Source organism: Collinsella aerofaciens, assembly GCF_039758815.1.
GTDB classification, from domain to species: Bacteria; Actinomycetota; Coriobacteriia; order Coriobacteriales; family Coriobacteriaceae; genus Collinsella; species Collinsella aerofaciens_BP.
Window position 1 is genome coordinate 49,107 of the sequence record NZ_JBDMSK010000009.1, and the last position, 17,179, is coordinate 66,285.

The window sequence follows — 17,179 nt, forward strand, 5'->3', positions numbered from 1 at the left end:
GCCGTTCAGGATCTTCCCATGTAAGAAGAAATCAGGCTTTTCAGCAGCTATATTCCTGAACGGGAACATTGCTAATGTAGTCAACACTATATTCCCGTACATGAACATAGTGCTACAGTTTTATACTAAGTTCACGGACAGGAATATAGCTGGAGGCGTCATGAGAACGGTGACAACGATTAAAAAGCTGGATGGGCGCATCAAGCTCAAACCGTCGGAAGTCGCTTTCTCGGAGCGCACGGTTTTCGATCCCGCCGAGATGGGGAAGGCCCTTAGGCTCAGAAGGCGTGAACTCGGCTTGACTCAACGTGACGTCGCGACTATGACGGGTCGCAGCCTTCGTGTGATTGGTGATATCGAACGGGGGCGGACAACGGTCGAAATTGGTGTCATTTTCGATTACGCCTCCATCGTGGATGTTGATTTTATTCTGAAGGTGAGGGGGAAGTAATGGATGGCACGCTGTTCGTTCACCGTGAGTTTAATGGGTCTTACCAGCCGGTTGGCATATTGGAGGAAAATGCGGGGTTTCCGATATTCACCTATAGCCCCAAATATCTCGAGAGCGGTGATGCGGCGCCGATTTCGATCTCGCTGCCGTTGTCGGCCGAGACATTTAGTCCGGACGCAACGGGTTCCTTTTTCTCCGGCATCATTCCGGAGGGGCAGCTCAACAGGGACCTTGAGAAAAGGGCGCGAGCGGAACGCGGAGATTACTTTAAGGTGCTCGATTTGGTCCGCGACGAACCTGTCGGCGCTCTGGTTTTGACGCGAGAGCCTTCGGCCGACGGTCTCGAAATGGGCTATGAAGAGATAGATGCGGAACAGCTAAGCGGACTGGCATACGCACCGGCGGAGATTGCTTTTGATTTAACGCTAGAGAGTCGAATCTCCCTTGCAGGTGCTCAGGCGAAGGTCGGTCTCTACCATACGGGTGATGACCCATGTGGTGGATGGTACCTGCCTCATGGAGCGGCCCCATCCACACACATTCTCAAGGCAGGGTCGAAAACGTTCCCGGGCGAGACAGTGTGCGAAGCGATGTGCGTGAGAGCCGCCTCTCTGATGGACCTATCGGCCGAAGAGTGCTTTCTTATCCGAGTTGAGGATGCCGAGCCAATTATCGCCGTGAAACGATTTGACCGAGTAACGCCTGATACCGGACGCTCGGTTGACGGATTGCCAATTCCATACCGTTTGCACCAGGAAGATGTTTGTCAGGCCAAGGGCATCTCGCGTGAGCTTAAATATGAGCCGACGGGCGTCAATTACCTGGGGCTTATCGTCGATGCGGTGCGAAGGGCGTCGACGAATCAAATGGAGGACAGGTTCCTTGTCGGCTATAACCAGCTGTTCGACTATGCCGTAGGTAACTGTGATAACCATCTAAAGAACTGGTCGCTCGTATGGGACGAAAGTTGGAAGCAGGTGAGGTTGGCGCCGCTCTATGACGTGCTGTCCACAACGGTTTACCCCAGTCTCGTTCGTGAGATGGGCGTTTCGTTTGGTGGGAGCCGCAAGATTGACGACGTAACGCGTGGGTCGGTGATGAGCCAAATGATTGAGGCGGGTTTGCCCGGGGGAATTGTCGCCGGAATGATTGCTGATACCTGCAATGAGGTTCCAGACGCGCTAAGAGACGCGGCGCGCGGTCTCAAAGAAGAGGGTTTTCCCGAGGCGGAGGTAATGTTCGAGAAGATCATTCCAGAAGTGCAAGCTCGTTTAAGCAGGATCGCCTTATAACAAAAACGTGCCGCCCAAACAAAACGTGCCGCCCCAAACGGGGCGGCACGCCATTTTTCTATCAGCCAACTCGCTGAAGTACGGTGACGAAGGCGCAAGGCCGGGAGGGGTTATCTAAGCCGACATCCCGCAGCCGCGAAGCGGCGAGGACGTCGGCGTGATAACCCCGCAGGCCTTGCGCCGGCGGGAAGGAACCTATTTCACGACCAAGATGTCGCAGTCGGTGTTGCGCAGCAGGAACGTCGAAATCGAACCCAGCAGCGCATACTTGATCGAGGACAGGCCGCGGGCGCCGCAGAGCACCAGGTCGGGCTTAACCACGTCGAGCATCTCGTCCTTGAGCGTCTCGCGAATACGGCCGGCGCGAATCATGACCTCGACCTCGGGAATATCGGGATTGGCCTTGGCCTCTTCGAGCTGCTTGGCGATGGAGTTCTTAAATGCCTCCTCTAGGCCGTTGACCAGATCGACCGGATAGGAACCGGCGCTCTCGAGCGCCGTGGAATCGATAACGTGGCCGATGATTAGCTTGGCGCCGTTGTTCGCGGCGACCTTGATGGCGCGTGCGAGCACAAAATCCTGCTGCTCAGTACCGTCGAGTGAAACAAATACCTTGGTGTAGCCCTCGTTCATGGTTTCCTCCTTGGTCTATCGCACGGGCGTGGGGCTCGTGCATCGGGCGGGCGCGGGCGCGTTGGCCGCCGGACACTTTATCTTGTTGCAGTTATACCCAAGGATTTGGGTTTGACCGCTCGCAATTCTGTGAACGGGCGAGTTTTTTGGTAAGGGTAGGCGCAGGCGCGCCGCCAACGGTTTATAATGGGACATCGCCCGCACCGTCCGCAGAACATCTACCGGCGGGTGTCTAACGAAGGGGTCCCTTTGGATATTATCGAGCTTCTAAAATCTGCCTTCATGGGCCTGGTCGAGGGCATCACCGAATGGCTGCCTGTTTCGTCGACCGGTCACATGATCTTGGTGGACGAGTTCGTCAAGATGAACGTGAGCGAGACGTTCTGGAATATGTTCCTGGTCGTGATTCAGCTTGGCGCCATTTTGGCCGTCTGCGTCCTGTTCTTCTACGATCTCAACCCGTTTTCTCCCAGCAAGGGCAAGGAGGGCCGTCGCGACACCTGGGTGCTGTGGGGCAAGATTGTGCTCGGTTGCATTCCCGCCGCGGCGATCGGTCTGCCGCTTAACGACTGGATGGAGGAGCATTTCTATAATGCTCCCGTCGTGGCGCTGGCGCTCATTGTGTACGGCGTGTTGTTTATCGTGATCGAGAACTGGCGCGCGAACAAGCGCGACCAGGCCGCTCTTGCCGGTTCGTTTGGTTCGCGTGCCGTGGTGGCGGGCGGACGACCCGCTGGTGCGCATTTTGCCGCGCCCGCTGCGACTGCCGCTGCAGACGATGACGATAATCTGGACTTTGGCTCCATCACTACGCTCGAGGATCTGAGCTGGAAGACCGCGCTTGGTATCGGATGCTTCCAGGTGCTCTCGCTGGTGCCGGGCACGTCGCGCTCCGGTTCTACCATCATCGGTGGCCTGCTGCTGGGCTGCACGCGTTCGGTGGCGTCTAAGTTCACGTTCTTCCTGGCCATTCCTGTCATGTTTGGCGCGAGCGCGCTCAAGCTGGTCAAGTACTTCGTTAAGGGCGGCACCTTCGGCACCAACGAGATCGCCATCCTGGGCGTGGGCTGCGTCGTCGCCTTTGTGGTGTCGCTTATCGCCATCAAGTGGCTTATGGGCTTCGTCCGCCGTCACGACTTCAAGTGCTTCGGCGTCTACCGCATCATCCTGGGCATCGTGGTGCTTGCGTACTTCTTTGTCCTGGAGCCGATGCTCGGCCTGTAACTTAGTCGACGCTGCGCGGTGGCCGGGGCGACAACTTGTCATTCAAAGGGGGCGGCATGACCAGAAGGTCTATGCCGCCCCTTTTCATGCCAATTTGTTCGCCCCGGCCACCGCTCGCTGCTGCTGCCGTGACATCGGCGGTTTCGTGATTGTCAATTGATTGGTGCAGACTAACCTGACCCCATTGCGCCTAATCCGCTGGGGTGGGCCTGACGGTGGCGCACGGAGTCGTGGTGTGATTTGCGTCGGTGTCCGCGCGGCTCGGTATACTGGTACGGCTCAAACTATGGCGCCGCCCGCAGGCGCGCCGTCCGTCAGATGAGGAGTCGCCCATGACCCAGCCCTTGCCCTGGGAAAAGAACGCCACGGTACCCGTGCCGCCCGCGCCGGAACCCGTGCCGCTCGATGCATGCACCGCCCCTGCAGCGCCGGAGCCCGAGCTCGTCCCGCTCGACATCTACGACGCTCCTGCGCCGGCACCCAAACCCGCCAAGCCGCTCGTCGACATCGACAGCCTGAATCCCGCCCAGCGCGAGGCGGTTCTGACCACCGAGGGCCCGTTGCTGGTGCTCGCCGGCGCCGGCTCGGGCAAGACCCGCGTCCTGACCTTCCGCATCGCACATATGCTCGGGGACCTGGGCGTTAAGCCTTGGCAGGTTCTTGCCATTACGTTTACCAACAAGGCCGCGGCCGAGATGCGCGAGCGTTTGGCGGCGCTCATTCCCAGCGGTACCCGCGGCATGTGGGTGTGCACCTTCCATGCCATGTGTGTGCGCATGCTGCGCGAGGACGCCGACCTGCTGGGCTACACCGGTCAGTTCACCATCTACGACGACGATGACTCAAAGCGCATGGTGCGTGACATTATGCAGGCACTCGGCATTGAGCAAAAGCAGTTCCCCATCAACATGATTCGCAGCAAGATCAGCTCGGCCAAAAACGCCATGATCGGCCCCGAGGACATGCTCAAGAGTGCCGATAGCCCCAACGACAAAAAGGCCGCGCAGGTCTACTTGGAGCTGGAGCGCCGCCTACGCGCTGCCAATGCGATGGACTTCGACGACCTGCTCGTGCGCACGCTCGAGCTGCTGCGCACCCGCCCCGAGGTGCTCGATAAGTACCAAGAGCGCTTCCGCTACATTAGCGTCGACGAGTATCAGGACACCAACCACGTCCAGTACGAGATCGCCAACCTGCTGGCCGCCAAGTACCAAAACCTCATGGTCGTGGGCGACGACGACCAGTCCATTTATAGCTGGCGTGGTGCCGACATCACCAATATCCTGGACTTTGAGAAGGACTTTAAAGACTGCAAGACCGTTAAGCTGGAGCAGAACTACCGCTCTACTGGTCATATCCTGAGTGCCGCCAACGCCGTGGTGCGTCACAACTCGCAGCGCAAGGACAAGCGCCTGTTTACGGCCGAGGGCGATGGCGAGAAGATCCAGGCCTTCCAGGCGAGCGACGAGCGCGACGAGGGCCGCTGGATTGCCGGCGAGATCGAGAAGCTGCACTCCAAGGGCATGAGCTACGACGATATCGCCGTGTTCTATCGCACCAACGCCCAGTCGCGTATTCTCGAAGATATGTTCCTGCGTGCGGGCGTGCCCTACAAGATCGTGGGTGGCACGCGATTCTTCGACCGCGCCGAGATCCGCGACGTCATGGCTTACCTCAAGATGATCGTGAACCCGGCCGACGAGATGAGCGTCAAGCGCGTCATCAACACACCGCGCCGCGGCATCGGTTCCACCTCGATCCAAAAGATCGAACAGCTGGCGCGCGACAACCGTTGCTCGTTCTTCCAGGCTTGTGAGATCGCGTGCGCCGAAACCGGCATGTTTAGCGCCAAGGTGCGCAATGGCCTGTCGAGCTTTGTGTCGCTGGTGCGCGAGGGCCGTCGCATGGATGGCGAGCTCAAGGACGTCGTCGAGATGATTGTCGACAAGACGGGCCTGCTGCAGGCATTCCGCGCCGAGGGCACCATGGAGTCCGAGAGCCGCGCCGAGAACATCCAGGAATTCCTGGGCGTTGCGGCCGAATTTGAAGAGACACACGAGGATATCGAGGGTACGCTTGAGAGCTTGGAAGAGCTGCGCGCGGCTGGCGTTGCCGATGTGCCTGCCGACGCTGAGCCCGAGCCCGTTGTGGTGAGCGCGCCTGCGCCCGAGCCGGGACCGTCCGCGCCCGCGTCCTCGTTTGAGGCGCTGGTCGGCGCGCGCGATGCCGCAGGTTCCAATCCGCTCGATAGCCTAGCCGCCCCGGCGCTCTCGCCGCAGGATGCTCTGGCCGCCGCCATCGCGGGCAACGCATATGCCGCGTCGACGGAGATGCCGGCGGGTGCCGTGCATGCTGACGAGATCGAGCGCACCTACGGTCCGCTCACCTGTAAGGCGCTGCCGGCACTCATGGAGTGGCTGGCCCTGCGCTCCGACTTGGATTCCCTAGCCGGTGAGACGCATGCCATTACCATGATGACCATCCACTCCGCCAAGGGCCTGGAGTTCCCGGCGGTGTTCGTGGCCGGCATGGAGGAGGGTATCTTCCCGCACGTGCACGACTTTGGCGGCAGCGATGACCCGGGTAAGCTCGAGGAGGAGCGTCGCCTGGCCTACGTCGCCATCACGCGCGCCCGTAAGCGCCTGTTCTTGACCTATGCGGCCACGCGTCGCACCTACGGCTCGACCTCTGCCAACCCGCGTTCGCGCTTCCTCAACGAGATTCCGTTTGAGGATATCGAGTTTAGCGGTATCGGTTCTGCCGGCTTTGAAGGCACGGGCTGGGAGAAGCGCGGCGACCGTCACGGCACCTTTGGCTCGGGCATGGGCTCGGATATGTATGGCGGCAAGGTGTTCGGCTCGCATACGCGCTCGACCGGCGGTTCCGGTTCGCGCGGCGGATCGAGCTTTGACGATTTCTTTGGCGGCAGCAGCTACGGGACCGAACGCCATCGTGGGGTCTCGCCCGATGCCGGCCGTGTTGCCTCGACCTTTGGCTCGGGCGCGCCGCGAGCCAAAAAGCCCTCGTCCAAGGTGTCCCCGACGGTGGAACGCAAGGTCGATCGCGCCAGCGCATCGCAGGACTTTGCCGCGGGCGATACCGTGAGCCATAAGACCTTTGGCACGGGTACCGTGATCTCGGTCGCTGGAGACATGATCGAGGTCCAATTCGAAAAGACCGGCCAGACCAAAAAGCTTATGAAGGGCTTTGCACCGATCGTCAAGCTGAATGCCTAACTGCGAGGGTGACCGGGCGCACTGGGGGCTTTGGTCGCCTGCTCGGACAGTCCTGCTCGCACGGAGAGCACATTAAGTGCTCTCCGGCTCGTGCGGAACTCGCGATCGACCAAAGCCCCCAGCGCGCCCTCTTCCTTGTGACGTTACGGCACTCAGCCTACAAACATCGCTTTGCTCGTTCGCTTTTTGATCTGGAGAGCCGGGTGGGCTGATGGAAAGATATAGCAAGGGGCTCTCCCGTACATGGACGGGGGAGCCCCTTGTTTCGTTTTGGTTGTTGTTGCGACCTAGAGGTGGCTGATGATCAGTTCCATCTGGCCTTCGAGGTCAATGGTGCTGACGGTGCTCGGGGCCAGCAGGTGGCTTCCCTTGTGGACGGGGTCGCCGCAGATGGTGCCTTCGCCGTCGATGACCGACAGGCACATGAAGGGCCAGCGCTGGTCGAGGGTCTTGCTGCCGTCGACGCGCACGCGATCGACGGTGTAGCAGGAGTTAGACTCGAGCTCGGTCACGCCGTCCACCTCGGGCGCGGTCACCGTGCCGTCGATCGGTGCCTGAACGTCAAAATCGATGCAATCGAGGCTCTGCTCAATGTGCAGGGGGCGCAGCTTGCCGTCGGTGCCGGGGCGGTCGTAGTCGTACAGACGATACGTCACGTCGCTCGACTGCTGCGTCTCCAAAATGAGCGTGCCGGTCTTGATGGCGTGCACGGTACCGGAATCAATCTGGAAAAAGTCTCCCTTGTGAATCGGCAGCACGTTGAGCATGTCGTCCCAACGGCCTTCCTTGATCATCTGTGCGGCCTCGACGCGGTCCTTGGCGCGCTGGCCGACGATGATCGTGGCGCCGGGCTCGCAGTCCAGCACATACCAGCACTCGGTTTTGCCCAGGCTGCCGTTCTCGTGCTTGGCGGCGTACTCGTCGTTGGGATGAATCTGGATCGAAAGGTCGTCCTTGGCGTCCAGAATCTTAATGAGCAGCGGGAATTCCTTGCCCTCGCAGTTGCCAAAGAGCTCGCGGTGCTCGGCCCACAGCCATGACAGCGTGTGACCGGCGTACGGGCCCTCAGCGATCTGGCAGTCGCCGTTGGGGTGTGCCGAGATGGCCCAGCACTCACCGATGGGACCCTCGGGAATGTCGTAACCAAATACGGTTTCGAGCTGGCGGCCGCCCCAGATCTTCTCGTGGAAGATCGGCGTCAGTTTAATCAAATCGGACATGTTCATACCCCATTGTGTTGCGCGGACGCGGTGCAAAACTGCTCAAAACGAGCGCCCGCATGACTACAAAAACCTATGCCAACGTTACGTTGTGCAACTCAAAGCGGTCGCCAACGTTGCGCGAGACCGAATACTCAAAGGCGGCGCCGCTGTCCAAAAAGCCAATCTGGGTGAGCTCGAGCAGGGGAGAGCCAGGTTTGGTGTCCAGGCGATCGGCTTCTTCCTCGGTTGCTGCCACAGCGCGAATGGTACGGTGGAAGCTCGAAATTTTCAGCCCGCATTGCTCGCGGATGAAATGGTAGACCGATCCGTACAGGTCCTTCTTTTTCAGCCCCGGAATCAGCTCGAGGGGCATGTAGGTGTACTCGATAACGATGGGCTTCCCATCGGCCTGACGCACGCGCACGACGTGATAGGCAAAGTCATCCTCGGCAATTCCCAGCTGGGCTGCGATGTCCGCTGGTGGATTAACAATCGAGAAATCGTAGACCACCGAGGTCACCTTTTCTCCGCGGTGCTCATACGAAAAGCCCTGGGCACGGTCGTTTTTGCCCTGGAAAAACGCCTGACCGGGAAGTCCCGCCGTGTCCTTAACGTAGGTACCCGATCCGCGCCGGCTGGTAATAAGACCTTCCTCGGTGATCTGCTCGATAGCTCGTTTGACGGTGATTTTGGAAACGCTATAGAGCTCACAGAACTCAACGACGGTGGGAAGCTTGTCGCCCGGTTTAAGAGCGCCATCCTCGATACTTCGACGAATATCTGCAGCTATCGCCTCGTATTTGGGAATCATGGAACCTCCTTTCCGACATATATGAATACAAAAAGTAAGTATAACCCTCAACAGGGCATCCATATTACTTTTTCTAAGAAGTTCGAGAAAGAAAAAAGAAAAAGACGCTTTACTTTTAGAATTAGAGCGCTATAGTTTAAGCAACGAACGGAACCCTTCCGCACAACAGGATCGACCGTTTGGGGACGGTTTTGTTTTGGCGGGTTGGATATCGGTATGTCCGGTGCGCGCCCGCGCCGGACAACCTGCCAAAGCAAACCCGTCACCAACCGGAAGCTCTAGAACACGAAAGCGAGGACTTTGATGGCACAGTATCAGCTGCCCAACGACTTCTTCTTTGGCGCTGCTATGTCCGGCCCGCAGACTGAGGGTCAGTGGAACCAGGGCGGCAAGCTCGAGAACCTGTGGGACACCTGGTCCATCCAGGATCTGGGTTCGTTCTACAACTGCGTTGGCTCTTATGCCGGCAATGACTTTATGGCCAAGTACCAGGAAGACTTTCGCATTTTGAAGGACTTGGGCCTGAATACCTTTCGCACTTCCATCCAGTGGAGCCGCCTGCTCGATGCCGACGGCAACCTCAACGAGGAGGGCGCTGCGTGGTATCACGAGCTGTTCCGCGCCTCTCGTGAGGCCGGCTTGGAGCCGTTTGTCAACTTGTACCACTTTGACATGCCCACCTACCTCTTTAACCGTGGCGGCTGGGAGAGCCGTGAGGTCGTCGAGGCTTACGCGCATTACGCCGACGTCGCTTTCCACGAGTTTGGCCAGGAGATTAAGTACTGGTTCACCTTTAACGAGCCCATCGTCGAGCCCGAGCAGCGCTATCAGGAGGGCGTGTGGTTCCCGCAGCTCCACGACTTTAGCCGCGCCCGCACCGTGCAGTATCACATCTCGCTGGCGCACGCTCTGGCCGTGGCCAACTACCGCCGCGCCTATGACGAGGGCGCCGTTCGCAGCGATGCCAAGATTGGCATGATCAACTGCTTTACCCCGGTCTATACCAAGGAGAACCCCAGCGAGGCGGACCTCGAGGCCGTGCGTATGACCAGTGGCATCAACAACCGCTGGTGGCTCGACCTCATTACCAAGGGCGAGCTTCCTGCCGACGTGCTCGACAGCCTGGCCGAGGGCGGCGTTAAGCTCCCGTTCCGTGCCGGCGACCAAGAGATTCTCAAGCAGGGTGTTGTCGACTGGCTCGGCTGCAACTACTACCATCCCACGCGTGTTCAGGCGCCGGCGAGCAAGGTCGACCAGTACGGCCTGCCGCACTTTGCCGACGAGTATGTATGGCCCGATGCCGTTATGAACGAGAGCCGCGGCTGGGAGATCTACCCGCAGGGCCTCTACGACTTTGGCATGGACTGCGCTAAGAACTACCCCGATCTTGAGTGGTTCGTTTCCGAGAACGGCATCGGCATCATGGACGAATACAAGAACCGTGACGCCGAGGGAACCATCCAGGATGACTACCGCGTCGACTTTGTACGTCAGCACCTGGAGTGGGTTGCCAAGGCAATCGCCGAGGGCGCCAAGTGCCGCGGATACCATTATTGGGCCGTCATCGATAACTGGTCTTGGGCCAATGCCTTTAAGAATCGCTATGGCTTTGTCGAGGTCGATCTGATGGATGGCTATAAGCGCCGTCTTAAGAAGTCGGCGGCCTGGCTCAAACAGGTCGCCACGACCCACGTGGTTGATTAGCGACCGGACGAACGTCCAGACCGCGCGCCGCCGCGCGCAACACATGGCACATCTGGTGGCAGAGGGCGACAGACCACCGTGCGCATAGGAAAGGCCGGATTTGAAAGTTAGGAGCAATCATGGCCAGTGACAACGGAAAGAGCTTCCTCGACAAGTTTGCCGAGGTCTCTGCGAAGGTGGGAAACCAGGTTCACCTGCGTTCCCTGCGTGACGCCTTCGCGACCATCACGCCGCTCTATATCCTTGCGGGTATCGCGGTTCTTATTAACAACGTCGTGTTCCCTCTGTTCCCGCTCGATGCGGCGGGCCTTGCCAACCTTCAGACGTGGGGTTCGGCGATTACGCTGGGCACCCTCAACGTCTCTGCCATTATCTTGGCCGGATTGATTGGCTACAGCCTCGCTAAGAACAAGCGCTTCGATAATCCGCTTGCTTGCATGGTCGTCGCTATCTCTGCCTTCGTCATCATGATGCCGCAGCAGATCACCGCCACGCTTGCCGCCACGAGCCCACTGCTCACCGACAAGATCACCTCCGCCGAGGTCACGGGCGCCCTTTCGACTGCCAACACCGGCACCAACGGTCTGTTCTCGGCTATTATCATCGCCCTGCTTTCCGTCTCGCTCTTCATCAAGATTTCTGGCGTCGAGAAGCTCAAGGTTAAGCTGGGCGAGGGCGTGCCTCCCGCGGTCTCCAACTCCTTCAACGTCATGATTCCGATGCTGCTTAACCTCGCGGTCTTCGCTCTTGCCGCAGCTCTGCTCGCCGTGTGCGCCGGCACCGATCTGTGCACCATCATCTCCACGTGCATCTCCAACCCGCTCAAGAGCATCATGAACGCTGGTCCGTGGGCTGTTATCCTCATCTACACCCTTGCTAACCTGCTGTTCTGCGTCGGTATTCACCAGTCCACCATCTCTGGCGCTACCGTCGAGCCGATCCTGACCATGCTCATCGTCGACAACATGGCTACCTTTGCCGCCGGTGGCACCATCCAGCCCGATCACTACATGAACATGCAGATCGTTAACAGCTTCGCCCTCATCGGCGGCTCGGGCTGCACCCTCATGCTCCTGCTCGACACGCTCCTGTTCTCCAAAAACAAGGCTTCCGAGACCGTTTCCAAGATGGCTATCCTGCCTGGTCTGTTCAACATCAACGAGCCGGTTATCTACGGTTACCCCATCGTGTACAACCTGCCGCTCATGATCCCGTTTGTCCTCCTTCCCGACCTGTTCATCGGCATCACCTATGGCCTTACCTGCGCAGGCATCATCAGCCCCTGCATCGCCCAGGTGCCCTGGACCATGCCTCCCGTCATCAATGCCCTGCTCGCTACGGGCTTTGACTGGCGCGCTGGCGTGTGGCAGGCTATCGAGATTGTCATTGGCATGGCCGTCTACCTGCCCTTTATGAAGATTTCCGAGAAGGCAATCGCCAAGCAGGAGGCTCTCGCCGAGTAGAACGCCTAACGTTCGTCCCTTTCACCTTTGCGGGCGCCGGTACGCGGCGCCGGTGCCCGCAGCTCTCTCCCTTGTGTAAAGATGCAGGGGGGTGGGCACAATAGCCGCAAGGAATAAAACCAGTTGTCGTCTGCGCGCCGCGCAGTTATAAGGAGGAAACCATGAAGAAGATCATGCTCTGCTGCAATGCCGGTATGTCCACGAGCCTGCTGGTCCAGAAGATGCAGGCCGAGGTTGCAAACCGTGGTCTGGATATTGAGGTCGAGGCTCGTCCCATGAACGAGGCCCACGATCACCTGGACGAGTGCGACATGTTGCTGCTTGGTCCGCAGATCGGCTACACCAAGGGCGATTTTGAGAAGGAGGCCGCCGGTCGTTTTCCGGTCGAGGTCATCAACATGGTCGACTACGGCCGCATGAACGCTGCCGGCATCATCGACCACTGCGTCAGCGTGATGGGCTAGGTGCTCTGCATGGAGGATATGAACGAACTGCAGATGACCTGCTTTGAGATCATCAGCTACGTCGGTACCGCCAAGAGCATGTACATCAATGCCGTGCAAAAGGCCAAGGAGGGCGATTTTGACGCCGCCGAGGAGCTTATCAAGCAGGGCGACGAGGCCTATAACGGTGGCCACGATGTTCACATGGGGCTTCTGAAGAAGGAGGCCAACGGCGAACGTAACGGCGAGGCCCCGTTGATTTTGCTGCATGCCGAGGACCAGATGGCCGGCACCGAGACCATGCGCGTCATGGCGACGGAGCTCATCGAAATCCACAAGCAGCTGCAGGCACTTCAGGCCTAGTCGGCGTTATCGCCGCGACGGACCGTGCGGTCCAACAGACAACATAGTCCCTTTGACGGGCGCCGGGAGCCTCCGCCTCCCGGCGCCTTTATTTTTGGGGATGGTCTTGCGCGGCCTGTTGGGCAGCCAATTGCGTTACCCCAGATAAAACCTGCCAAAACAAACCTGTCCCTTTTTGGTAGGTTTTTGCCTTGAGAGCGGTACCATACAGGCAATGTTTAAACGAGAAAGGTGGGCTCCCATGGAACCTAAGCAGTACTACATCGGCATCGACGTTGGCGGCACTTCGGTTAAGGAGGGCCTGTTCGACGAGGACGGCAACCTGCTTGCCAAGGCCAGCGTGCCCACGCCTCCTATCGTTGACGCCGCGGGCTTTGCCGCGGTGACCGAGGCTATCGACCAGGTGGTCGCCAAGGCACAGATTCCGCGTGCCTTTGTGGCGGGCATTGGCCTGGCCGTTCCGTGTCCCATCCCGGCGTCGGGCGATGCCAAGGTCAAGGCCAACATTGCCATTAACCTGCCCGAGCTGAGGGTCGCCATTCAGAAGCACTGCCCCGATGCGGTCGTTAAGTATGAGAACGATGCCAACGCCGCTGCCATGGGCGAGGCCTGGCTCGGTTCTGCCAAGGGCGTGCAGAACGTGGTGATGGTCACCATCGGTACCGGCGTGGGCGGCGGCGTTATCGTTAACGGCGACGTGGTATCGGGCGTTGTGGGCGCCGGCGGCGAGATTGGCCACATGTGCCTGAACCCGGCCGAGGAGCGCACCTGCGGCTGTGGCGGCCATGGCCATCTGGAGCAGTATTCCAGCGCCACCGGCGTGGTGAGCAACTACCTTGCCGAGTGCAAGAAGGCGGGCGTCGAGCCCATTGAGCTCACCGGCCCCTCCGATTCCAAGGACGTGTTCCAGGCCTGCCGCGAGGGTGACAAGCTCGCGCTGGCCGCAGCCGACACCATGGCCGACTACCTTGGCCGCGCCCTGGCGCTTATCGCCAACGTGGTCGACCCCGAGATGTTCCTGATCGGTGGCGGCGCGTCCGCTTCGGCCGATGTCTACCTCGACAAGGTTCGCGAGCACTTTAAGCAGTACGCGCTCTCTGCCTCGCGCGAGACGCCCATCAAGGTCGCTTCGCTCGGCAACGACGCCGGCATCATCGGTGCCGCCTACGTAGCCCTGCGCGCCGCCGGCAAATAGCTGGTGCAAGGGGGACAGGTTAGTTTGCACCAACATGGTGCAAGGGGGCAGACTTCGCCCCGGCACTTGCCCCAAATTGTGCCGCGGCCCTTCCGTCTCAGAAGGCTCGGCGCCAGCGTGCTACCATAGCTACGTCCAAGTACACATATCAAGTGGAGGATATCCATGGCAAACGTTCTTGTCTTTGGTCACCAGAACCCCGATAACGACGCCATCATGAGCGCCGTCGTCCTGTCCCAGCTGCTCAACCAGGTTGAGTATGCCGGCAACACCTACGAGGCCTGCGCCCTGGGTCAGCTTCCGGCAGAGTCCGCCAAGCTGCTCGCCGACGCCGGCATCGCCGAGCCCCGCGTGATCGAGTCCGTCGAGGCCGGTCAGCTCGTCGTCCTCACCGACCACAACGAGTCCGCCCAGTCCGTCGCCGGCCTTAAGGACGCCACGGTCTTTGGCGTTGTCGATCATCACCGCATCGGCGACTTCGAGACCGCCGGCCCGCTGCACTACATCTGCCTGCCCTGGGGTTCCAGCTGCACCATCGTCACCAAGCTCGCCGGCGTGCTCGGCGTTGAGCTTTCCGACGTCCAGGCCAAGCTGCTGCTCTCGGCCATGATGACCGACACGCTTATGCTCAAGAGCCCCACCACCACCGATGTCGACCGCGCCGTCGCCGCCAAGCTCGGCGAGCAGGTGGGCGTCGACCCGGTCAAGTTTGGCATGGAGGTCTTCCTCACCCGTCCGTCCGGCTCCTTCACCGCAGCCGAGATGGTCGGCAACGACATCAAGATGTTCGAGCCCGCCGGCAAGAAGCTGCTCATCGGCCAGTACGAGACCGTCGACAAGAGCCGTGCGCTTGGCATGATTGACGAGATTCGCGAGGCCATGCGCGCCTACGCCGCCGAGAAGGGTGCCGACGGCATTGTTCTGTGCATCACCGACATTATGGAGGAGGGCTCGCAGGTCCTGCTCGAGGGCGAGACCGAGGCCGCTCAGAAGGGCCTGGGCATTGCCGACGAGCACGACGGCGTCTGGATGCCGGGCGTCCTCTCCCGTAAGAAGCAGGTCGCTGCCCCCATCATGGCCGCCTGCTAGGTTCTTTTGACCAAATGCCACGACCGGATCGCGGACGCCCCGCGCTCCGGTCGTTTTTTTGTGCACGGCGCCGCGTCGTCTCTTGGACAGGCGTGCCCGTGCCGTTGAGCAAATAATGTTCAACCTGTGGTTCCGCTTTTCGGCCACGCCTGCGTGCTTGTCGTGCAGGGTAGGCTAGATGCAAGCGTAATACGTTAGAGCGCGGCGCCGCCACTTGGGCGGGCCGTGCTTTTTTAAGACGGGAGCTTTCCCGTGAAAGGAGCCGCCCATGGCAGCAACTGAGCAGCTGTTCAACGTTCGTGAGCGCAAGCGCTTTGAACGTCACGACATTTGGGAACGCATCACCGAGAACGGCACGATTTCCGCCGCCGTCATGGTCTTCGCCGCCATCGCCGCCGTCATTTGCGCCAATACCGATGCCTACGAGGCCGTCCATCACTTTTTGGAGACCCCGCTGTATGTGGGTCTGGGAAACCTTACGGCCGGTCTCACCGTTGAGCTTTTCGTCAACGACTTCCTCATGGCGATTTTCTTTTTGTTGGTGGGCATTGAGCTTAAGTACGAGATGACGGTCGGCGAGCTCAAGAATCCGCGTCAGGCCATGCTTCCCATGCTGGCGGCCGTGGGCGGCGTCGTCGTTCCCGCCTGTATCTACCTGATCTTCAACCATGCCGGCGCCCGCAACGGTTGGGCCATCCCCATGGCAACCGATATTGCCTTTGCGCTGGGCGTGCTATCGCTTTTGGGCAATCGCGTTCCCAACGGCGTGCGCGTGTTCTTCTCGACGCTCGCCATCGCCGACGACCTCATCTCCATTGCCGCAATCGCTATCTTCTACGGTCAGAGTCCCAATCCGTTTTGGTTGGGCGCCGCCGCGCTTGTGACCTGCGCGCTCGTGTGGCTCAACAAGACGCAGCATTACCGCCTTGCCCCGTATTCGGTACTGGGTCTGCTGTTGTGGTTCTGTATGTTCAAGAGCGGCGTGCACGCCACGCTTGCTGGCGTTATCTTGGCCTTTACCATCCCGGCCAAGTGCGGCGTCAAGCTCGATAGCCTCACCGATTGGTTGGGCGAGTGCCTGCCGCTGCTCGATGACCGCTACGACGACGAGGCGCACATCTTGGGCCAGCATGACTTTACCGTCTCGACCACCAGGGTCGAGCGCGTCATGCACCGCGTGACCCCGCCGCTCATCCGCATGGAGCGTCTGATCTCCACACCGGTCAACTTTGTGATTCTGCCGATCTTTGCGTTCGTGAACGCACAGGTTCGCCTGGTGGGCGTGGACATGAGCACACTGCTTACCGACCCGGTGACGCTCGGCGTGTACTTTGGCATGCTGCTGGGCAAGCCGATTGGTATTTTTGGCATGACATTTGCCCTGGTCAAGCTCAAGGCTTGCCAGTTGCCGCGCAACGTCAACTGGCACATGATTGCCGGTGTGGGCATTCTGGGCGGCATCGGCTTTACGATGTCGATCCTCATCAGCGGCCTCGCTTTCCCGACGGCCCAGTTTGAGGTTCTGGCTGCCAAGGCCGCCATCCTTGCCGGTTCGGTCACCGCTGCCGTGCTCGGCATGATCTACATGAGCGTGGTCTGCAAGCACCCTGCGCCCAAGAACGAGTAAAAGCTCGAAAAAAGACACCAGAACCGGTTTGGATGCGTTCGAAACTCGGATCCGAGCGCTACTGGCCCCCTGCCAGATACCCCCGTGGTCAAAAAACGCCGTTTGTGAGTACTGTCACAAACGGCGTATCATTTTAGGTGCGGAAAATAATGAACAAATTTATAAGAACTGTACGTTAATGAGTGACCATCGACTTCCAATTTGGCGCTAGCTGACGGTGATTAGGGAGTTTCAAGTCGAGTTTTGCCGATTTCGACCAAGAATCGCTGCTACTAAAAAGGTAACAGTACTCATATTTGCCCTTTTTTGGCCACAAGCCCTAAAACAAGCCTCGCCAGAGTCGGGAAACGGGCCAAATCGTCGGCCTCGGGTAGCGCGCAGAGATGTGGTGTAAGAGGCGGGGCATGCCTCGCCTCTTCCCTTTCTTGAAAGGGAGGGGACACCGC

General features: G+C 59.5%; 14 protein-coding genes. 11 read left to right on the top strand and 3 right to left on the bottom strand.

Annotated features, from left to right (window positions below):
* The first annotated feature begins 160 nt into the window (after positions 1-160).
* Both ABHT90_RS05850 and ABHT90_RS05855 read left to right on the top strand, forming a co-directional pair.
* A complete protein-coding gene (locus tag ABHT90_RS05850) occupies positions 161-451 on the top strand; it encodes a helix-turn-helix transcriptional regulator (protein WP_329738457.1) in 291 nt (96 codons plus the stop codon).
* Entirely contained in the window at positions 451-1,743 is a 1,293-nt protein-coding gene (locus ABHT90_RS05855; protein WP_329738456.1) for a HipA domain-containing protein, read from the top strand. The genes ABHT90_RS05850 and ABHT90_RS05855 overlap by 1 nt, the downstream gene beginning before the upstream one ends.
* 195 nt (positions 1,744-1,938) lie before the next feature.
* On the opposite strand, the gene ABHT90_RS05860 is transcribed toward ABHT90_RS05855, so the two are convergent.
* Positions 1,939-2,376, bottom strand: a complete 438-nt coding sequence (locus ABHT90_RS05860; protein WP_006235921.1) for a universal stress protein — start codon at positions 2,374-2,376, stop codon at positions 1,939-1,941.
* A 249-nt stretch (positions 2,377-2,625) separates the two neighbouring features.
* On the opposite strand from ABHT90_RS05860, the gene ABHT90_RS05865 reads away from it, so the two are divergent.
* Positions 2,626-3,600 carry an undecaprenyl-diphosphate phosphatase gene (locus ABHT90_RS05865; RefSeq protein WP_238023286.1) on the top strand — a complete coding sequence of 325 codons (975 nt, stop codon included), beginning with the start codon at positions 2,626-2,628 and terminating at the stop codon, positions 3,598-3,600.
* Positions 3,601-3,932: 332 nt separating this feature from the next.
* Positions 3,933-6,836, top strand: coding sequence for an ATP-dependent helicase (locus ABHT90_RS05870; protein ID WP_346981926.1), 2,904 nt, complete (start codon positions 3,933-3,935; stop codon positions 6,834-6,836).
* 287 nt (positions 6,837-7,123) lie between these two features.
* Here the strand turns inward: ABHT90_RS05870 and ABHT90_RS05875 are convergent, their stop codons facing one another.
* Together ABHT90_RS05875 and ABHT90_RS05880 are read right to left on the bottom strand one after the other, a co-directional pair.
* Positions 7,124-8,056 (bottom strand): type I phosphomannose isomerase catalytic subunit, encoded by a 933-nt coding sequence (locus ABHT90_RS05875; protein ID WP_430393369.1) that lies wholly within the window; start codon positions 8,054-8,056, stop codon positions 7,124-7,126.
* A 73-nt stretch (positions 8,057-8,129) separates the two neighbouring features.
* On the bottom strand, positions 8,130-8,849 hold the full coding sequence (locus tag ABHT90_RS05880; RefSeq protein ID WP_195503574.1) for a GntR family transcriptional regulator: 720 nt from the start codon (positions 8,847-8,849) through the stop codon (positions 8,130-8,132).
* 303 nt (positions 8,850-9,152) lie between these two features.
* On the opposite strand from ABHT90_RS05880, the gene ABHT90_RS05885 reads away from it, so the two are divergent.
* From ABHT90_RS05885 to nhaA, 7 genes are all read left to right on the top strand, one after another.
* Positions 9,153-10,553, top strand: coding sequence for a glycoside hydrolase family 1 protein (locus ABHT90_RS05885; RefSeq protein WP_346981928.1), 1,401 nt, complete (start codon positions 9,153-9,155; stop codon positions 10,551-10,553).
* A gap of 119 nt (positions 10,554-10,672) precedes the next feature.
* Positions 10,673-12,016, top strand: a complete 1,344-nt coding sequence (locus ABHT90_RS05890; protein ID WP_195444678.1) for a PTS sugar transporter subunit IIC — start codon at positions 10,673-10,675, stop codon at positions 12,014-12,016.
* Positions 12,017-12,177: 161 nt separating this feature from the next.
* Complete coding sequence (locus ABHT90_RS05895) at positions 12,178-12,480, top strand: PTS sugar transporter subunit IIB (RefSeq protein ID WP_035137700.1); 303 nt, start codon at positions 12,178-12,180, stop codon at positions 12,478-12,480.
* Positions 12,481-12,489: 9 nt separating this feature from the next.
* Positions 12,490-12,822, top strand: a complete 333-nt coding sequence (locus ABHT90_RS05900; RefSeq protein ID WP_199410549.1) for a PTS sugar transporter subunit IIA — start codon at positions 12,490-12,492, stop codon at positions 12,820-12,822.
* Between the two features lie 241 nt (positions 12,823-13,063).
* Positions 13,064-14,017, top strand: a complete 954-nt coding sequence (locus tag ABHT90_RS05905) for an ROK family protein (protein ID WP_233540726.1) — start codon at positions 13,064-13,066, stop codon at positions 14,015-14,017.
* A gap of 165 nt (positions 14,018-14,182) precedes the next feature.
* A complete protein-coding gene (locus ABHT90_RS05910) occupies positions 14,183-15,106 on the top strand; it encodes a manganese-dependent inorganic pyrophosphatase (protein WP_006235927.1) in 924 nt (307 codons plus the stop codon).
* Positions 15,107-15,374: 268 nt separating this feature from the next.
* On the top strand, positions 15,375-16,733 hold the full coding sequence (nhaA, locus tag ABHT90_RS05915; RefSeq protein ID WP_346981929.1) for a Na+/H+ antiporter NhaA: 1,359 nt from the start codon (positions 15,375-15,377) through the stop codon (positions 16,731-16,733).
* Positions 16,734-17,179 lie beyond the last annotated feature (446 nt).

Coding starts and splice junctions, on each gene's coding strand:
- ABHT90_RS05870 (WP_346981926.1), top strand. CDS start 3,933: ATGACCCAGCCCTTGCCCTGGGAAAAGAACGCCACGGTACCCGTGCCG.
- nhaA (WP_346981929.1), top strand. CDS start 15,375: ATGGCAGCAACTGAGCAGCTGTTCAACGTTCGTGAGCGCAAGCGCTTT.
- ABHT90_RS05850 (WP_329738457.1), top strand. CDS start 161: ATGAGAACGGTGACAACGATTAAAAAGCTGGATGGGCGCATCAAGCTC.
- ABHT90_RS05880 (WP_195503574.1), bottom strand. CDS start 8,849: ATGATTCCCAAATACGAGGCGATAGCTGCAGATATTCGTCGAAGTATC.
- ABHT90_RS05860 (WP_006235921.1), bottom strand. CDS start 2,376: ATGAACGAGGGCTACACCAAGGTATTTGTTTCACTCGACGGTACTGAG.
- ABHT90_RS05855 (WP_329738456.1), top strand. CDS start 451: ATGGATGGCACGCTGTTCGTTCACCGTGAGTTTAATGGGTCTTACCAG.
- ABHT90_RS05875 (WP_430393369.1), bottom strand. CDS start 8,056: ATGTCCGATTTGATTAAACTGACGCCGATCTTCCACGAGAAGATCTGG.
- ABHT90_RS05890 (WP_195444678.1), top strand. CDS start 10,673: ATGGCCAGTGACAACGGAAAGAGCTTCCTCGACAAGTTTGCCGAGGTC.
- ABHT90_RS05905 (WP_233540726.1), top strand. CDS start 13,064: ATGGAACCTAAGCAGTACTACATCGGCATCGACGTTGGCGGCACTTCG.
- ABHT90_RS05885 (WP_346981928.1), top strand. CDS start 9,153: ATGGCACAGTATCAGCTGCCCAACGACTTCTTCTTTGGCGCTGCTATG.
- ABHT90_RS05895 (WP_035137700.1), top strand. CDS start 12,178: ATGAAGAAGATCATGCTCTGCTGCAATGCCGGTATGTCCACGAGCCTG.
- ABHT90_RS05910 (WP_006235927.1), top strand. CDS start 14,183: ATGGCAAACGTTCTTGTCTTTGGTCACCAGAACCCCGATAACGACGCC.
- ABHT90_RS05900 (WP_199410549.1), top strand. CDS start 12,490: ATGGAGGATATGAACGAACTGCAGATGACCTGCTTTGAGATCATCAGC.